This window comes from Bdellovibrio sp. BCCA, from assembly GCF_037996825.1.
Lineage (GTDB): Bacteria > Bdellovibrionota > Bdellovibrionia > Bdellovibrionales > Bdellovibrionaceae > Bdellovibrio.
In genome coordinates, this window is record NZ_JBBNAC010000001.1 from 3,458,321 (window position 1) to 3,476,129 (window position 17,809).

19 protein-coding genes are annotated in these 17,809 nt (G+C 43.7%); 9 read left to right on the plus strand and 10 right to left on the minus strand.

The window, feature by feature from the left end; genetic code table 11:
* Nucleotides 1–5: 5 nt before the first annotated feature.
* The 4 genes from hppD to AAAA78_RS16740 form a co-directional block, all read right to left on the minus strand.
* Nucleotides 6–1,061, minus strand: coding sequence for a 4-hydroxyphenylpyruvate dioxygenase (gene hppD / locus AAAA78_RS16725; protein ID WP_340593249.1), 1,056 nt, complete (start codon nt 1,059–1,061; stop codon nt 6–8).
* A 347-nt stretch (nt 1,062–1,408) separates the two neighbouring features.
* Nucleotides 1,409–2,542, minus strand: a complete 1,134-nt coding sequence (locus AAAA78_RS16730; protein ID WP_340593250.1) for a hypothetical protein — start codon at nt 2,540–2,542, stop codon at nt 1,409–1,411.
* 1 nt (nt 2,543) lies between these two features.
* Nucleotides 2,544–3,800: a DEAD/DEAH box helicase gene (locus AAAA78_RS16735; protein ID WP_340593251.1), complete on the minus strand. Its 1,257-nt coding sequence runs from the start codon at nt 3,798–3,800 to the stop codon at nt 2,544–2,546.
* Between the two features lie 52 nt (nt 3,801–3,852).
* Nucleotides 3,853–4,368 (minus strand): hypothetical protein, encoded by a 516-nt coding sequence (locus AAAA78_RS16740; RefSeq protein WP_340593252.1) that lies wholly within the window; start codon nt 4,366–4,368, stop codon nt 3,853–3,855.
* 159 nt (nt 4,369–4,527) lie between these two features.
* Between AAAA78_RS16740 and AAAA78_RS16745 the strand changes: the two genes are divergently transcribed.
* The 3 genes from AAAA78_RS16745 (at nt 4,528) to AAAA78_RS16755 (ending at nt 8,436) form a co-directional block, all read left to right on the plus strand.
* Nucleotides 4,528–6,516, plus strand: coding sequence for a M13 family metallopeptidase (locus tag AAAA78_RS16745; RefSeq protein ID WP_340593253.1), 1,989 nt, complete (start codon nt 4,528–4,530; stop codon nt 6,514–6,516).
* A gap of 173 nt (nt 6,517–6,689) precedes the next feature.
* On the plus strand, nt 6,690–7,055 hold the full coding sequence (locus AAAA78_RS16750) for a rhodanese-like domain-containing protein (RefSeq protein ID WP_340593255.1): 366 nt from the start codon (nt 6,690–6,692) through the stop codon (nt 7,053–7,055).
* A 7-nt stretch (nt 7,056–7,062) separates the two neighbouring features.
* The gene (locus tag AAAA78_RS16755; protein WP_340593256.1) at nt 7,063–8,436 is read left to right on the plus strand and encodes an HAD-IG family 5'-nucleotidase; all 1,374 of its coding nucleotides are present in this window, start codon (nt 7,063–7,065) and stop codon (nt 8,434–8,436) included.
* A 52-nt stretch (nt 8,437–8,488) separates the two neighbouring features.
* Here the strand turns inward: AAAA78_RS16755 and AAAA78_RS16760 are convergent, their stop codons facing one another.
* Both AAAA78_RS16760 and AAAA78_RS16765 read right to left on the minus strand, forming a co-directional pair.
* The gene (locus tag AAAA78_RS16760) at nt 8,489–9,106 is read right to left on the minus strand and encodes a hypothetical protein (RefSeq protein WP_340593257.1); all 618 of its coding nucleotides are present in this window, start codon (nt 9,104–9,106) and stop codon (nt 8,489–8,491) included.
* A gap of 618 nt (nt 9,107–9,724) precedes the next feature.
* Nucleotides 9,725–10,507, minus strand: coding sequence for a S1 family serine peptidase (locus AAAA78_RS16765; RefSeq protein WP_340593259.1), 783 nt, complete (start codon nt 10,505–10,507; stop codon nt 9,725–9,727).
* A 242-nt stretch (nt 10,508–10,749) separates the two neighbouring features.
* Here AAAA78_RS16765 and AAAA78_RS16770 point away from each other — a divergent pair, with 242 nt between their 5' ends.
* The 5 genes from AAAA78_RS16770 to AAAA78_RS16790 are packed head-to-tail and all read left to right on the plus strand — an operon-like array spanning nt 10,750 to nt 13,990.
* Nucleotides 10,750–11,067, plus strand: a complete 318-nt coding sequence (locus tag AAAA78_RS16770; RefSeq protein ID WP_367276382.1) for a PadR family transcriptional regulator — start codon at nt 10,750–10,752, stop codon at nt 11,065–11,067.
* Nucleotides 11,064–11,636, plus strand: a complete 573-nt coding sequence (locus tag AAAA78_RS16775; RefSeq protein WP_340593260.1) for a DUF1700 domain-containing protein — start codon at nt 11,064–11,066, stop codon at nt 11,634–11,636. The genes AAAA78_RS16770 and AAAA78_RS16775 overlap by 4 nt, the downstream gene beginning before the upstream one ends.
* A 9-nt stretch (nt 11,637–11,645) precedes the next feature.
* Nucleotides 11,646–12,497, plus strand: coding sequence for a DUF4097 family beta strand repeat-containing protein (locus AAAA78_RS16780; RefSeq protein ID WP_340593262.1), 852 nt, complete (start codon nt 11,646–11,648; stop codon nt 12,495–12,497).
* Between the two features lie 21 nt (nt 12,498–12,518).
* A complete protein-coding gene (locus AAAA78_RS16785) occupies nt 12,519–13,022 on the plus strand; it encodes an OmpH family outer membrane protein (RefSeq protein WP_340593263.1) in 504 nt (167 codons plus the stop codon).
* Nucleotides 13,023–13,072: 50 nt separating this feature from the next.
* Nucleotides 13,073–13,990: a hypothetical protein gene (locus tag AAAA78_RS16790; RefSeq protein ID WP_340593264.1), complete on the plus strand. Its 918-nt coding sequence runs from the start codon at nt 13,073–13,075 to the stop codon at nt 13,988–13,990.
* A 26-nt stretch (nt 13,991–14,016) separates the two neighbouring features.
* Here the strand turns inward: AAAA78_RS16790 and AAAA78_RS16795 are convergent, their stop codons facing one another.
* From AAAA78_RS16795 to AAAA78_RS16810, 4 genes are all read right to left on the minus strand, one after another.
* Complete coding sequence (locus tag AAAA78_RS16795) at nt 14,017–14,775, minus strand: cyclic nucleotide-binding domain-containing protein (protein WP_340593266.1); 759 nt, start codon at nt 14,773–14,775, stop codon at nt 14,017–14,019.
* 92 nt (nt 14,776–14,867) lie between these two features.
* Complete coding sequence (locus AAAA78_RS16800; RefSeq protein ID WP_340593267.1) at nt 14,868–15,578, minus strand: SDR family NAD(P)-dependent oxidoreductase; 711 nt, start codon at nt 15,576–15,578, stop codon at nt 14,868–14,870.
* 12 nt (nt 15,579–15,590) lie between these two features.
* A complete protein-coding gene (locus tag AAAA78_RS16805; protein WP_340593268.1) occupies nt 15,591–16,160 on the minus strand; it encodes a hypothetical protein in 570 nt (189 codons plus the stop codon).
* Between the two features lie 38 nt (nt 16,161–16,198).
* The gene (locus AAAA78_RS16810) at nt 16,199–16,933 is read right to left on the minus strand and encodes a hypothetical protein (protein WP_340593269.1); all 735 of its coding nucleotides are present in this window, start codon (nt 16,931–16,933) and stop codon (nt 16,199–16,201) included.
* A gap of 148 nt (nt 16,934–17,081) precedes the next feature.
* Here AAAA78_RS16810 and AAAA78_RS16815 point away from each other — a divergent pair, with 148 nt between their 5' ends.
* Nucleotides 17,082–17,804 (plus strand): DUF2520 domain-containing protein, encoded by a 723-nt coding sequence (locus tag AAAA78_RS16815; RefSeq protein WP_340593270.1) that lies wholly within the window; start codon nt 17,082–17,084, stop codon nt 17,802–17,804.
* Nucleotides 17,805–17,809 lie beyond the last annotated feature (5 nt).

Genomic DNA, 17,809 nt, shown 5'->3' on the forward strand with positions numbered 1-17,809 from the left:
CCTTACTATGTTAAGTAACCGCGTTCTTTTTGATCGCGTTCAATCGCATCAAAAAGAGCTTGGAAGTTTCCGTCACCAAAACCGTCGTGACCTTTACGTTGAATCACTTCGTAGAAAATCGGGCCGAAAGTGTTCTTCGTAAAGATTTGCAACAAGTAACCGTGCTTATCACCATCGACAAGAATCGCATTCTTTTCAAGGCGACCCAAATCTTCAGTTACGTTCGGCACGCGGTTCGACAACATCTCATAATACGAATGAGGTGGCGGAGTGAGGAATTGAATGTCGCTGTTTTTTAACTTCTCAAGTGTTGAAAGAATGTCGTTCGTCAACAAAGCCACGTGTTGAATGCCAGAACCTTTATATTCATCCAGGTACTCTTGAATTTGTGATTTAGATTCTGTCGGTTCGTTGATAGGCACAGAGAATTTTCCGCAAGGCGAACGCATTGCTCTAGAAAGAAGACCTGTTTTTGAACCACGAATATCGAAATAGTGCGCTTCATAGAAGTTGAAGATTTTGACATAGAACTCGTACCACTTATCCATCTCGCCTTTTGGAACGTTGTTCGTGAAATGGTCGATCACTTTAAAACCAACTCCCTCTGGAGCTTTGTCTTCCGGTTTTACTTGGAAGATTTCGTTGTAAAGCTTGTCTTGGTTCTTATCGTCCATGAAGTAAATCAAAGAGTCGCCGATACCGTAGACAGCCGGGAATGGCGTTGCGCCTTTTTGATGATCGTTGCCTTCATAAGGACGAGCACCGCGAGCAACAGCTTCTTTGAAAGCGTGTTGCGCATCCACAACACGGAAACCCGTTGCGCAAATGCAATTGCCGTGAAGTTTTGCAAAGTCGGTCGCGAAAGTTTGTGGTTCGCAGTTCAAGATGTAGTTGATATCGCCTTGACGATACAATCTGATATTTTTGCCATGAACTTGTCCCACTTCTTTAAACGCATAACGCTTAAAAACTTGTTCGAAATAATGAGCATCGGGACCGGAGTATTCGATGAAATCAACTCCATTAAGTCCAATTGGATTTTTCTCTGTAATCTGAGCCATGGTTCCCCCTAAGTCAGAGTAATCACTGAGGTTATTTTAATCAAAACAGACTGACAGTAGCCCCATTTTGGGCGTTATTCAAGCATGAATAAACTAAGGAATATCAAGAGCTTATGACGGCAAAACTGGTCCTGCTCTGACCTGTATGGGCGATTGCAAATTAAAGGTGGGCAATAATAATAGAATTAACTTCATATTTGTTTATAAACTCCGATTCCTAAATCAGAGGGTAGAATGTCCAAACAGAGCACAGAAAAAACACCAGCGTGGTTCTATATTGCTCTGGCTATTCAGACTCTGCTCACCATTATTTTGATTGGACTGCTTAAAGATCTGATGTGGATCTACTAGTATTCAACGTTCGACGAAAATAAAATTCCGTAAGAATTGTAACCGCTCGAAGCTGCATCTTTTGGAGTGTTTGAAAGATAATAACCCCCCACAATGAATTCGTTGTTTCGGCGATTCATCGAAAGACCTGCTGAAATCATATTGAAATCCGCACTCTGAGATTGCGTGTAAGCGTATCCGGTTAACAATTCGTATGAGCCGGAAAGGCTGTGACGATATCCCAAAGAGCCTTCCCAAACTTCATCGTTTAAATATTTTTCGTTGTTGGAGTTGTAAGCGGAAGTCGCACTGACATAGACAATATCAAAGTACAAAGAATTCGCGGGAGAAAAAATAAACTCTTGTCCTAACCGATACGCAAAAGGATTTGTTCCGTTGGGATCAAAGGACCTATCCGTTTCTTCCACTGTTGTTGGAGAACTGGAGCTTGTGGCAAATCGTTGAGTATTCGCCGTTGAAGAAATATCCGCTAAGGTTTTCATCGAAAGACCAATGTGCCAGAAGTCTGCCGCTTTATAAAGAAGCCCCGGAGTCACAAACAAAGAAATCGTTTTTTGTTCCGTTAAATTAAATGACGTCGCTGCAGTGACTCCTGTTTGAAAAGCTCGCGTATATCCGTAACTTTTCTGCGTCTCCATCGAAACACCCGCAGAAACGCCCCAAGCAAGATCTGAATTTACCGTGTTTGCAAAAGTGACTCCTGTCGCGAGTTCCTGATAATCAACACGCAACAATGTTTTTACAGCTACACCTGAAGTCGTGTATTCAGATCCACCATAAATTCTAAAAGCCGTTGGATTTGCCAGAAACACGGCCATTGTTCCATACTGAGTTGGAAAAACGCTTGCCGCTAGAAGCGGACGGACTGTCATCTCTTCTGGATCAACAGAATATTGAGAAACATTAAACTCCTGACGAGCAACAGCGTTTCCACTGACACTCAAGGCGGTTTCTTTGTTTTGGCGAAATCCCAAACCTGCCGGATTCAGCAAAACATTTCCGGGAGAATCAATCATCGCTCCACCGGAGTTTGCCAAAAAAGCTTCGCGATGACCCACGGGACCCGTGTAATTCACAGCGCTCGCAGAAGAACCGAGGAGCAGAAGAAAAGAGATTATTTTCAGCAGCACTTTATCTTTCCATTCGTTTGTAAAAATCCAATACCTTTGGATCTACAATAATGGAACGAGGACTCCAACCGATCAAGTGCAAACCTTCTGACGAACGCAAGCGACTTAACGCTACATACGCGTGCCCTGGTTCCCACAAAGAACTCAGATCGCACCACAAATCATCCAATGTGGCTCCCTGACTTTTATGAATCGTGGTTGCATAAGCCAATGTCAAAGGGAATTGAATAACAGACGCCATGACATTGCCTTCAGCGTCTTGCAGAGCAAAAGAAGCTTTATCGACTTGCACCTCACGGCCGTTGTCTTTTTTCACGATGATTTTATCAGTGGCAATATCCGTGATCACACCGCGCGTTCCGTTCACCCAACGCTTCTGCGGATCGTTTTGCAAGAACATCACTCGGCAGCCCAGTTTTAAAATCAACTTCACAGGCACCGGAGCTGTTTTCATTAACAGCTCAACATGTTTTTCAGAACCAAAGTAAATCGAATCAATCGTAACTTCTTCTTCGTTAAGCTCGTTGAGTTTTTTCTCGTTGAACTTTTCAGCGTACATTTTACGTCCGAAAAGACGCGTCCCTGGATGATCCTCATCGTGTTCTTGGATGTGCTCATTTAAAAAATCGCGCACTCTCTCACTGGAAAGTCCGTGACGAACGTCGCTTAAAACATCGAGGAATAAATTATCAGAAACTCTTTGATTGTGGGAAAGCATCGATGTTTGAAACCCGCTTTGATTCCAAACCATATTCAAAAAACACCAGTCACGCTGTCCGGTTTGTGTTACCGGAGGAAGTTGCGCAAAATCCCCCACAGAAATAATACGCATGCCGCCCCAAGGAAGTTTGGATTCGCGCGCTCTTTGCGCTAAAGCTTCGGCGATCATGAGCGCTTGGCCAGGGATCATCGAAATCTCATCGATGATAACGCCTTCGACTTTACGAAGGCGCGACATCAAACGCGTGTCTTTGCTCGCACGCTGATAAGTCGCATCAGGTCCGCCCTCCATAATTCCTAAACCGAAGAAACTATGAAAAGTTCTTCCGCCCAAAAGAACGGCCGCCGCTCCTGTGCTTGCAAGGATCGGCATTTCTTTGGGATCAAGTTCCTTCATAAAATGACGGATAAGAAAACTCTTCCCGCTACCGGCTCCGCCAGTCAGGAAAACATTTTCGCCGGAACGAAGAAGTTCCAGGGCGTCAGCTTGTTCAGGAGAAAGATCAATCGGAGTTCGTGTCATGAATGGAACGATCATGCCATTTCATGATCGTCCCTACAAATGAAATTGAAGCAGATAGCCTCAACGATTAGCGAGAAAATTTACCGTTCAAAGTCATATCGCGCTGAACGATTTCGCAGATTTCTTGCGGGCCACGACGTGGGTCTGTTACTTCCCAACGACAGCGACGGTCGTAAACACGGCGGTCTAAAAGACTCACACGGATCGTGTTGTAATCATCAGCGAAAGACAAGACAACCTCACGTCCATCGATCATGCAAACGCCCGGATCAAAATAGAAACCAGCCGATTCAACAGCACCTTTGCGAGTCACGTAAACCCATTTAAGGTCATTCATAGAAGACCGGCACTCTGGCATCACCAAGCTGTCGCCGCGAGCATCTTTATAAAGTAAAACAGGCTTATTGCCTTGGAATGTGATCGTCAATTGGCCACGGCGGCCTTCAAAAGATCCTGAGTACACGCCTTCTAATTTTTTAGCGCGAGAAAGATACTCATCAGGAACTTCACCGTTTTCAATTTTAACAGTTTTACAAGCGGCCAAAGCCATCGTTGCCAACAAAAGCAAAACAAAACGTTTCATAAAAAATCCCCCTTCTGTTCGATTATCCTGGAAGAATACCGATGACAACTTTTCTAGACCCTTAACGCCCTCGATCATAGTCTCAAAGGCCTTTAAAATGAATTAGAGCAGGATTACCATCTTAAAACGATTAACCAACATAATGGAAAACACACCACCATGCTTAAACTACTTTTGATCTCCAGTTTGGCGCTTTCCGCTCAAGCGAAAACGGCAAAGCCTGTTGTTCCTTCTTCTGCGATTCCAGAAAAAAGAGAATTCCCTCTTAATACGGACGTGAACCCTTGTGATGACTTTCACAAATACGTTTGTTCAAAAGCTGAAGCGGCGTTCAAGTTGCGCGACGACCGCAGCATTCACTTGTTTGCGTTCAGCGACTCTCGCGAGCGTCTTTTAGAAGTGAAAAAGAAATTCATGAAAGAACTTCCTCTAAAAAAAGATTTAGATCCGCGCACGGAACAAATTCGCGGCATGTATCTTTCTTGCATGAATGCTCCGGAAAGAGCGAAAGACGAAAAAGCCGTCGTCACAAAAATCACTCAGGAAGTTGAGAAAATTAAAACTCCTGAAGAGTTGATCCGCTACTCTCACGCCAATATGCCAAGGGGCTTGGGCAATATGGTTTCGCTTTGGGCGTCTCCGAACTTGGATGATCCAAAGAAAATGGATTCCATGCTTTATGCGAATTTCATGCTTCTTCCAGATCACAAATATTATGAACAACCGGAATTGCTGAAAGAGTATGAAAATCTTCTGACTGTATTCTTCCGAAATATTTATCCGCATATTAAAAAATCCGAAGCAAAAACCAAAGCGCAAAGCGTGATTGCTTTAGAAAAAGAGTTTATTAAAACATATCCTGTGACGGCAGTTCGCCACCAACGTTGGAGCGAAAAGCGAGTGAGCACGCAAGCAGACCTAGTAAAGAAATATCCAAATCTTCAACTGGGTTTGATCTTTGAGAAAGTTCCGCCGGAACTTGTTATCAACACTCCAATTCCAGAGGCTTTTGATTTCGTGAATGCGCAAATCACGACTCGTCCGTTGGAGGTTTGGAAAGATATTTATCTGTACAAAGCGTTGCAAGATCAGATGGACGACGCTTACCAAAAGTTTTTCAAAACAGGATTTAACTTTGAAAAGAAATTCTTTGGTGGCCCGCAAAAACGTCCGGATCGTCAAGAGCGCTGCACGAACGTCGCTACAGATCATTTTATGAAGGAACTTGATGCTGCTTTGGTTGATAAGGTGTTTCCGAACTTTGACGAAACAAAAATCAATGAAGTGGCTTCTCGCATCCGTCAAAGCATCTTGGATGGCTTGAGTGCAAACACATGGCTTTCTAAAGAAGGCAAAAAAGAAGCGATTGCAAAAATCAAAACAGCTCGCTTGCAACTCGTGAAACCTCATACAGACAAAGAGTGGGATTTCATGCCTCTTCGTACGTACTCGAAAAACAATTATGTGCAAAACGTGATGAAGTACAACGAAGCTCGCTGGGAAAAGACGATGAAAGAAGTCCGCGAACCTGCCAACCAAGATTCTTGGGGTATGGGACCGTTGACTGTGAATGCGTACTACAGCAGCAACGAAAACAAATTCGTTTTGCCTATCGGAATTTTGCAATATCCATTCTATGACAAAGACGGATCCGTGATTGAAAACCTAGGTGCTGTTGGTGCGGTGATCGGTCATGAATTGGGCCACAGTATTGATGACAGCGGCTCTAAATACGACTCTCAAGGTCGCTTGAAACAATGGATGACGACAAAAGACATCATGGAGTTCAATCTGCGCGGTCAAAAAATGATCGATCAATTCGCGAAGGCGGATCACGACGGAAAACTGACTTTGGGTGAAAACGTGGCGGATCTTGTAGGCCTCACGTTCGCTTACAATGCGGCTTTCCCGCAAGGTAAAGGCAGCATAGAAGATAAGAAAAAATTCTTCGTGGCTTACGGCAGACTATGGTGTTCCGTGACTCGCCCGGATTTCGATAAGCTGATGAGAAAAACCGATCCGCATGCCGCTGGTTGGGCTCGCATCAATGAGCAGGTGAAACATCAAGCCGCTTTCTCTGAAACATTCCAGTGCAAAGAAGGCGACAAAATGACCTTGCCTGAGAGCGAACGCGTCCACATTTGGTAATTTCCTTCCGAGGGACGCTCCTATTCAAGCGTCCCTCAAATCTTGGGCCTGGGCGGCATAAGTCCAGCTCCATTGCTTCGCAATTGCACCTCCTGCGCCTGGCGCGCATTTCCTTGCTGTCAATGCCTGCAAATGTTATGGTTAGTCTCTTGGCTGTGACGCAGGAGGAATCTGTGACAGTGAAGTTAGTAAACTTCGAATCAAAAACTGAAAACCCTCATTATGAGGGAGTCTACGACATTGCTCCCGTGGAGCTGCAAAAAATGATGACGAACGTAAAAATGATCGATGTTCGTCAACCGGAAGAATACGTCGGTGAGTTGGGTCACGTGCCTGGATCTGAACTTATCGTGCTGGACACTCTTCCCGATCACCTTTCTAAACTTCCCAAAGACCAAACGGTCGTCTTCATCTGCCGTAGCGGCGGTCGCTCTGCCAAAGCAACGGCTTATGCGATGATGAATGGACTGACTCACGTTTATAATATGCAAGGCGGAATGCTGCTATGGAATGACCTTCAGCTTCCGGTTGAAAGATAAGAGAACTATGCCTGGAAAAGTATTTGTAAATAGAACGTTGAATCTAAAAAAGATTCGCTACATCGGCGTCGACATGGACCACACTTTGGTTCGTTATAACAGTGAAAACTTTGAACGCCTTTCTCACACGACAATGATCGAAAAGTTGATCAAGCGCGGTTATCCTGAAGCTTTGCGCAAGCTCACTTTTGATTATAACTATGCGATCCGCGGACTTGTGATCGACCGTAAGATGGGAAATCTTTTGAAACTCAATCGCTACACGGCGATTCGTGCGAGCTACCATGGTTTAAAACCATTGGATTTCAAAAGCCATCAGAAGCTATACAAGTCGACTTACATTGATTTGAGTAACTCAGATTATTTGGCTGTCGATACGTCTTTCTCGATTTCTTTGGCGAACTTGATCGCGCAAATCGTTGAATTGAAAGATACGGATCTTGCGAACAAGTATCCTGAGTATTCGCAAATTGCGGATGACGTCTTGGATGCTTTGGATGAAGCTCACCGCGATGGCTCACTGAAAGAAGTCGTTAAAAAGAATTTGGATCATTACATCATCAAAGATCCACAATTGGTGGCAGGTCTTGAAAAGTTCCGTCGTCATGGGAAAAAGATTTTCGTGTTAACGAACTCTGATTTCCACTACACGAAATTGCTTTTGGATTACGCGATTCAACCTTTCTTGAAAGAGCACAAATCTTGGCAAGATCTGTTTGAGATCGTGATCACTTTTGCTTCTAAGCCTAAGTTCTTCTATGAAAATCAAAAATATCTTCGCGTGAATCCTGCCGATGGCACGATGACGAATATGGAAGGCAAGCTGACTCCGGGGATCTATCAAGGCGGAAACGCAAAGAAATTCACGAACGATCTTGATTTGGCTGGGGACGACATCCTGTACATCGGCGACCATATCTACGGCGACATCCTGCGCTTGAAAAAGGATTGTAACTGGAGAACCGCGATGGTGATCGAAGAACTCGACATCGAGGTGGACAACAACAAAAAGGCTGAGCCTATCAATCAGGAAATCGAAGTCTTGATGAAAAAGAAAGAGCCTCTTGAAGACGAACTGACTGAGATCATGACCCGCAAAATTGAAAAAGCAGCGGATATTAATGAGTCACAAATCGAAACTCTGCAAAAATCAATTTCAGAGATTGATGCGCAAATCAGTCAGCTTATTAAAAAGCAACAGTCGATGTACAACGGCAACTGGGGTCAGTTGATGAGAGCCGGTAATGAAGAAAGTTATTTCGCTTATCAATTAGACCGCTACGCTTGTGTGTATATGGAAAAATTGGCAGATCTTTTGGATCTTTCGCCAAGAACTTACTTCCGTGCGCCTCGCCGACCGTTGGCTCACGAAATTTACTGACATCCATTTTATTTAAGTTAGTTAAAAAGAGGGGCTGATGCCCCTCTTTTTTTTATTCATTCGGAGACTGCGCTCGTACTTTTAAGATATTTGGAACTTCCGGCGCCCAATTTTTTACGTCACAGAACGTAGGTTTAATCTGAACACCTGTATAAACGTGACGACCTTTCGAGGCTTCCCCTCCTAAGAAAAGAGCGCGATCTAAATCACAAAGCACCTGAACCTTTTCTAGAGCAAAAGTAAGCTGAAGTGCTTTGCCTGAATACTTCGGAGACGCCATAGTTATATCAACGATTTTTGAAGATTCTGGTTGCGCATTTCCGCGCCCAAACTTGATGCTATCAATCCGAATGTCTTCAATCTTAATGTCATTGTCTTCAAGCAAAAGAACATCAATCTTTCCTTTTGCCATTGGATCAATTGCTTGAAGTGCATCATGCGAAGTCTCTAAAGAACCCGTCCAAGCTTGATCGGCTTTTAAGCGGTACAATGCTGTAGGACTTACTTGATTACTTGGAATTGGCCCAAGCACCATCACTGAAGCGCGAGAGTCCTCAACGCCACGACTTCCATAATCCCAAAATCCCGGACATGCCGTATCTTTGCCTCGGTTAATCTTTGTATAAATAACGCCAGTGATAGAGTTGCTTCCCAAAAATGACGCCTTCACGATTCCAGGTCTGCCCTTAGAAGTAAGAGAAAATCCTGAAACTGATTCCCCCGGCTTGATGCCTTTCGATAAACCTTTGGGACTCCAACCAAAGAAAGTACTGCGGGAAAAAAAGTGCGGTTCCTTCCACCCTACAGGCGATCGTGGTGTGCTTTTTTCGTTAGGCTTAAGAAAAAAATTCCTAACAGGTATTACACTGTCTTTAGAATTCGATACTGAGTATTCGTAACTGTACCCATCATCAATATTTTGAGCCTTGCTAGTTACTTCAATATCAAAACTGTTATGTGAGTATGGACAAGTATCGGCCCAACTCGAGAGCGCTATGCAATTGAATAGAATGATCGCGAGATATTTCATAAATTTCTCCTAGCATAATGTCTTTTTGTCCGTCGCCGTTTATCGCTGCCTCGCCAAAGGCAGCGATCAGACCGGCCAATTAAAATTAGAATGCAAATTGATATTTGATTGAAGAAAAAACATCAAATGACACGATAAACTAATAACTGTTTTAAGTATAGATCTGATCGCTCTAGAGCGATTTTTTGTATATTGAAAAAGAAAAAGGGGAAAGGCTTTAAGTCCTTTCCCCTTTTTCTTTTCTAACTTTTTATTTCATTAGCGAGCTGTTTGCTCAATCCAAGTTGTGGCTTCGTTTACTTTTGCGTAAACGCCTGGTTGGCCTGCGCGAGCGCAGCCGTTACCCCAGCTTACAACGCCGATCAAAAGATTCTGACCGTTGACTGTTTTTGCAACAAGCGGTCCACCGCTGTCACCTTGGCAAGAGTCTTTGCCACCTTGTGCGTAGCCAGCACAAAGCATGCGGTCTGTGATTGTGTTCTTATAACTTTGATTGCACGAATCGTGAGAAATCAACGGCACATCTACTTTTTGCAAACGGCTTGGCAATGAGTAAGAGTTTTCATTCGTCACTCCCCAACCCGCCACTGTCGCCATGATCTGATCGCCAGAATCAGGGATTGCGATTTCAGTCGTGTTGATTTCAATAGGTTCGTACTGAGAATCTTTTGAAAGCTCAATCAATGCGAAATCGAAGTCCGCGCTGTTGTCATCGTATTGTGGATGAACGATCACGCGCTTAGGACGGATCGTTTCTGCCTTAGAAGCATTTCTTTGATCGTGCAAACCAATCACGACATTTTTAATTGTCGAACCTTTTGCACAGTGAGCTGCTGTCAAAACCCAGTTCTTCTTAATAAGTGAGGCTCCACAGAAGTGACCGCCGTAGGAACCATGCAAAGACACGATGAACGGAAATTCACCCGGAGTGGCTTCTACGCCGCCTACGATTTTTGTGTGAAAATCGCCGCTTGGTTTTGCAAAAGATGTTGCCGACAAACAAATAAGACCGACCATCAAAAGATGATTCATTAGCTTCATAAACGTTCCCCCTCGAAACTTTTAGAAAGTGCCTTTGTCAATTTCACTCCAGGTATGTGTGACTCGACAAAGGAAAGAAGAGGAACTCGACGTTGGTCGACCTCGAAACCGCGCCGCAGGAATATAATTTATCTAGAATTTCAATTACTTAGGTGCGGTTTTGCAATTCTTCTACTGTACATCACTTGGTACTTTACATTACACAGTACCTAGCATAATTTAGTACCGAAAGGTTCAACGGTATGAATGCGCAATTTAAAAAAGGAGTCCTAGAACTGTGTGTGCTCACGATGATTGGGCGCAAGGACTACTACGGCTACGAGCTGGTCGAAGAAATTTCTAAAATTTTGGAAATTTCTGAGGGCACTCTTTACCCGATTCTTCGTCGTTTGACGGAAGAAAAATATTTCGAGACCTATTTGCAAGAATCTTCGGAAGGCCCTCCCCGCAAATACTATCGAATTACGAAACTGGGAAAAGAGTTTCAAAAAGATCAGTTCAAGCAATGGATGGAATTTAATAATCAAATCGAAACGCTTATTGGCAGGGAAATCACATGAATAAACAAGAGTTCTTAAAAACACTGCAGGAAGAACTTGAACGTCATCAGGTTCCAAATGTGCAGGACATTCTTTCTGACTATGAAGAACATTTCAATCACGGTTTGAGCAAAAGAAAAACCGAAGAAGAAATTTCTGAAAGCTTGGGATTTCCTCCGACCATCGCAAAGGCTCATAAAACAGAAAGCCTTATCAGCGAAATCAAAAATCCTGAAAAAGGATTTCAATGGAGTTTGGCTTTCAATGTGATCGGTCGCCTTTTGGTGATCGCGCCGTTTAATTTTATTGTTTTATTTATTCCGGGAGTTGTTGTGCTGTCCCTCCTTGCATCCGGTTGGGCAGTGGCATTGGCTATTGGCGCTGTAAGCTTAGCCCTTCTCTCGCTGCTACCCACGCTCGGCACCCTTTCCGCCAATGCGTGGGCGTGGGTGGCAGGCATTTCTTCCAGCATGGGGCTTTTTGGCATGGCCGCTTTGGGTTGCATGGTGATGTTCCTTATCACCAAGTACATCATCATGGCCTTGATCAATTACCTTCAGTGGAATCTTAAATTCGTTTTACAAAAGTAGGAGTATACAATGAATCTCTTTACGAAATTTTTCATCGCGTTCTCTGTATGGACCGTGGCCTTTTTAAGTCTCGCGACCTACGCCGGAGGAAAAGCCTTTGAAACGGATCCTCACCTGGTTTCTAAGCTTGAAGATAAAATGAATGTTTCAATTCGAGTGGGTGGAGTTTCAAAAAGATTTCACAGCGATTCAGAAATGGTTAACACGCAAGACACTTGGAACTTCGCCCCTCCCGCAGAAAAAATGAAGATCAAGTTGTTTACCGGAAATGTCTCCATCAAAAAATCCAGCGGAAGTGAAATAAAAATCACCGCAACCGGAGATATAGATAAGAGCCGAGCTCCCCGCCTTCTTGAAGCAGAAACCACAGGAAATGAACTCAAGATCAGTGAACCTGAAGGAGACGTCGTTAAAAAACTCGACGTGCATATCGAGGTTCCTGCTTCATTTGCTCAGGAGCTTGACGTCGTTACTGTCAGTGGAAATGTGACAGTGGAAAATTTAAATGTGGACGAGTTGGAACTTAAAACTGTTTCTGGCGACATCGCTTTAAATCAAGTCTCTGCTAACAAAATAGAGATGAAATCTGTATCCGGAAATCTGAATGCCGAAGGCGCATCCATTAAGAAAATTGAAGGCAAATCCGTGAGCGGCAACTTGGCTTTTGCAAATTCGCTTCCCGCGGACATTGACCTGACTTCTGTTTCCGGCGACGTCAAAATGAAACTCGTTAAAAACGATAAAACGCAATTTGCTTTAAAATCTGTTTCTGGTGATATTAAAAACGCTCACGGCAGCAACAAAAACGGGAATTACAACGTTAAAGTGTCTACCACAAGCGGTGATATTGAGATTGAATAATAAAGGCCGAGGAGGCTTCCCATGCTAAGAATATTTGTCTTTATGACCGTCGTATTATTGGCTGCTGCCTATGCAGGCGCTGAGTCTCAAGTGGGTTTTGTTGATATTCCCAAGGCGGTTCAAGCGACTTCTGCTGGGAAAAAGGCGAAAGCAGAACTGGAAGTTCAGTTTAACAAAAAGAAAAAAGAACTGGATCAAAAGGAAGCTCAAATCAAAAAACTTCGCGAAGATTTGGATAAGAAAAAATCCGTTCTTTCAGCAGCAGCACTAAAGGAAAAGCAGACGGAAATTCAGAATGAAATGCTGAAATTCCGCGAAGACCTTGGACAAAGTCAGGCGGATATCCAAAAAAAGAATGACGATCTGACAAAACCCGTGATGGAGAAATTGCAGCGAGTGATCGCCAAAGTTTCCAAGGACAAGGGGTTTTCCATCGTCTTCCAAGGCACTCCTGATATTTTGTATGCAAATCCTGCCGTCGATCTCACTGACGATGTCGTTAAAGAATTTGAAAAAGAAAAATAGTCCTTCGAAAAAGACTTCCATGGGAAAAAGGTACCTGGTACCTTTTTCCTATGACAAAGTGGATCTTAAGTCTTGTAGTTTTACTCACGGTTAGTTTTGTCTCCTATAAAGCTGGGCAACGTTCCGTTCCTGCCGCACAAAATGCCGAACAAATCGAAGAAAAAATTAAAGAAAATCTAGTGGAGCTGACTCGCCAGGATTTTGAAGAATATCAAAATTTAAAATCCTTGGAAGATCGTTATAAAAAAGCCGATGAGATCTTGGGAAAAATCGTCACTGTTTTCTTGGCTGATCTCGGTTTAAAGCTTGGATACAAACCGACCAATCCAGCACTTTTAGATGCCGCTTGTTCTATTGCTACTCCCACAGTAACTCCTGTTCCGGCGACTGAGCCGACACCACAAATGATGTCGCAAGAAACTCCGCAACCAACACCGACTCCCACCTCTAAGGCAAGTTGGACTCGCAGTGAATACAAAGTACGCCAAGCTCGTGATGAGGCGGAAGCTCTTGAAGAAGCACGCAAGCTTGAGATTCCGGATTTCTTTGACGCCATTAAAGGTTCTGGGGCCATCAGCAATCAAGAAGCGCAAGCCGTCAGCGGTCACTTCCAAGGTGAGATTACTTTTTTTGATCGCAAGACTCACAAGAGTGACTGGTTTATTGAATGGGAAATTCCCTACAATAAAAACTCCAAAGACGACACTTTCATCACATTAACCGACAAAAGAAACGGCAAAACATTTAGTCGCACGCGCACTGGCAGCAGCAAATCAATGCTTTCCGGAAATTTCTCAAGTCCTGCAGGCAGCAAGGCTGTGATCGTCAATGTGTACGGTGATGATGGATACATCCAGATTTATCCTCGTGACAATCGAGGTGCGGCTTGGGTTGGTAACTACTACGAAAAAGAAAAACTAGGCCAATACAAAATGGTGGGCCAAGTCACCTTAAATAGAACTGAGTAAGCAGGGAAAAAGGTAACTGGTACCTTTTATTCTACTTTGACGGTCTTTTCTTCGTTGGAGTTTTTCAAACGCTGTGAAAGTGTTTTTACCAAAGCTTTCGACCATGCGGGTTTTGAAAATAGTACGACATCAAAATAGCTGCTGGGAATTTCGATCAGTTCGCAATCGGTGACACTCATAACGAAAGCCGACCTGGCTTCGCCGTTGATATAGGACATTTCTCCGACAAATTCACCGGCCTGAATATGGCCCAAAAGAACTTCTTGTCCCTGTTCTTCACGATAAGCTTTGAGTTTTCCTGACTTCACTAAATAAATGAAATCACCTTTGTCACCCTGACGAATCAAAACCTCATTCGCTGCTAAGAAACGTAAATGATAGTGAGAGTTTTCAACGTACGAAATCCAATTCAATGCTCTGGTGAAGGCCTTAACGAGCGCCCCTTCTTTTAAAGGCCTCTCTAAAAACTGCACTTGGCCTGTCACGACTTGATCCACGAAGCGTTCAGGCTCGAAAGGTTCTGTCGAAAGAATAACAGCAATACGTTCCTTGCGATGAAGAATCTTTTCTGTCAGATCAAATGCGCTTAACTTTTGCAAATTCGTATCCAGAAAAACCACGTGAGGAGTCACGTTTTCACTCTTAAAAAGCGCTTCTATACCATCTGTCGCCGTAAAAATGGTGGCGTTTTGAAAATGGTTTTTGATGAGATTTTCCAAAGCTTCAATCTCTTTGGGAGTGCTTGAGGCAATAAGAAAAACTTTTTTGTTTTCAAGGTCAGACATAGAGGAATCCTTCTACTACGCAGACCTTAATAATAAGTTTTAATCAAAATTTATCAAAGATTAGATTTGCTCTTGGACTTTTGAAGAGAACATTACCAAGTTAGAGGTTCACCGTCGCGGAAGAACCCACCATTGGGGCCACCTTTTGGTAAAGTCGCTGCCCACAATATCCCTTTGATCCCTTGCTCTACGGAACGATCCGCATTGGGACCACCCATATCAGTGCGCACCCAACCCGGAGAAACGGAATTCACGCAGATGTCAGCATCACCGACTTCAGAGGCAAAAAGATTTGTGACCATATTCAATGCTGTTTTGGAGAGACGGTAAGAAGCCGACGCCACTTGGGCTTGAGACAACTGCGCCATGCCACTAGAGACATTCACGATACGACCGTAACCTTCTTGTTTCATCAAAGGAAAAATCTTTTGCGTTAATAAGAAAGGCCCCAGCGTGTTTGTCGTAAAAGTTTTTAAAACCGTCGAAGCTTTCGTTTTAAAGACGGAAGAGTTTCCACCGTCCTCGCTGTCGATCAAAATTCCGGCGTTATTCACCAACACATCGACAAAACCATACTCTTGACGAATTTGATTTACGAAATCCGTGATGCTTTTTTCTGAAGACTGATCCAGCTTCATCGCAACCACATCCAGATCTTTCATCTTTAAAGCATTGACCTGCTTTTGCGCTTTATCCGGGTTGCGCATCGCCATGATAACTTTGTAGCCTCTTTGTGCTAAAGCCTCGCTTGTCGCAAGACCCAATCCACGATTTGCTCCGGTTACAATGGCGATTTTTTTCATAAAGGAAACTCCTTAGTTTGGACGAGGCGGAACTGGGATCTCTAAACCACCGCGAACTAAAACTCCCGTGGACCAATTTTTTGCATCGACCACACACTCAGAAGAAATTGTACGCCAGCGTTCGATAGGGAAAGAATAAATCGTCTCAACCCATCCCCAACCATTCCAATCAATCACGCGACGATAGCCCACACCAATACCTTGGCGCACGGAACGAGTTTCGCGGTGGAACGTCAAAAGAGGATAATGCAATTTCAATTTTCCATCTTCAGCAAGTTGCGCTTGAGCTTCTTCGTCAAAAACGCAGCCATAATAACCATCAATGCTGCGCAAACGACCCTGCAAGATTTCTCCTGCACGCACATCGCGATCTGTGGGAACGCGGAACTCAAAGAAGTAATCAGACGGAGCACCGTTCGAATAATAACTGCGCGTATTCAATGTTAGTTTACCATTGAACTCAACCAAACGAACAACGGCTTTACCGTCTTCGCTTCTCCACTCACCTTCAAGATTACTTCCCGCTTGTGCAGAAAGACCCAAAAAAGAAACCGCAGCCAAAGCGATCCATTTCATTTTCATATTCCCCCTTGAGGAAAAAGGTACCTGGTACCTTTTTCTTATTTAGAGCCGGCGTTTCGATTCAAAAGAATTAAATAATCTTTTGCGCCTGTTTGCTCCATCATTCCTGAATACTTATTGTCTTCAAATTTTTTGCGATACGTTTTGCGGGCGATGTTTTGAATCATGCAACCCAACGCTCCCGTTCCCGCTAAGTCTTTTCCTTGTTCCATTTCACACTTTGGCTCAAAGAATTGTTCTTGTTCACGAGTCACAGGAAACTTCGTCACGGAAAAACTTGTGACGTCGAGCTTGTACTCTTCTTTCAAACGATTGGCAGGATTATTCTTCAATAATTGCGAAGAATAAACGTTCGGGACAATCACGGCCACACGCAAGCCCTCGGCGCGAGCTTTTTTAACTCCCTCAACAAAACGAGCCATGTCGTCTTTGATATCAATGCGCATGTTAGAGCTAAAAAGTTCCACATAAGGAAGCATGGGTTCAACAACGATCACATCGTACTTGGAACCCGGCTCTTGATTGGCTTCAAAGAAACCGCGCCACAATTCCATGTCTTCGATGTAGTTAGGAGTGACTCCTAATAAAACAATCGGAGCTTCTTTGATCTCCAAACGAAGTCGTTCGAAAACACCTTTACCTAATTCTTCGGGAACATGAACCTGAGAAAATTTGATCTTAGGAATTGACTGCGGCTGAATTGAAAAATTCATGGCAAAATAGATGCCTAGAGCGATAACAGCGGTCGCGGAAATCCAATATAAGTACTTCATGGGCGAGAACTTCGCTCAGTTTAGCGTTTAAGTCTAGTTTCCAGAGCCTGGCGCAGCGTGGTATTCGGCGTTGAAATCTGTTAGAATTGTGCTAGTTTGCGACCATTACATAAGGACTTGATCTCTTAAAGGACAGGTACCCAATTATATGAAGGCGACAAAAACGAATTCTTCTATTTCCTATCTCTTGATTGGCTCTGGCCGCGTCGCCCGCCATATGGGCCATTACTTCAATTTGTTAAATATCAGTTTTGAATCCTGGGACCGCTCTCAAGATCCGCATGCTTTGGCGCGCAAAGTTTCTTCGGCGACTCACGTTCTTTTGGCTATCAGTGACGGCGCTTTGGCAGGATTTTATCGCCAGCATTTAGCAGGTCATGAAAAAGTGGTCGTGCAATTTTCAGGAGCCCATCATTTCGAGGGCATGATTTCAGCCCACCCCTTGATGACATTTGGACCTGAGTTTTACGATTTAGATTTTTATAAAAAAATTCATTTCACTCTGACGGGAGTTTCTTCTTTGGAAGAAGCTCTGCCTGGAATTCCTAATTCTTCTTCTGTGATCGAGGCTTCCGAGAAAGCTCTTTATCATTCTTATTGTGTGCTCGGAGGAAACTTCGTCACTTTGCTTGTTGGCAAAATGCTTTCGGGTTTTTCAGAAATGAAAATTCCGGCGGAGGCGGCACAAGTCTATGTAGAAAAAGTTCTCGCCAATACTTTTGCTGATCCGGCAAAAGCTTTGACGGGTCCTTTGGTTCGTAAAGACGTTGAAACAGTGAATGCAAATTTACAAGCTTTGAAAAACGATCCCTACCAAGAGATCTATCAGGCTTTTCTAAAAACTTATTGGCCCGAGTATCCGCGAAAGTGAGGCCC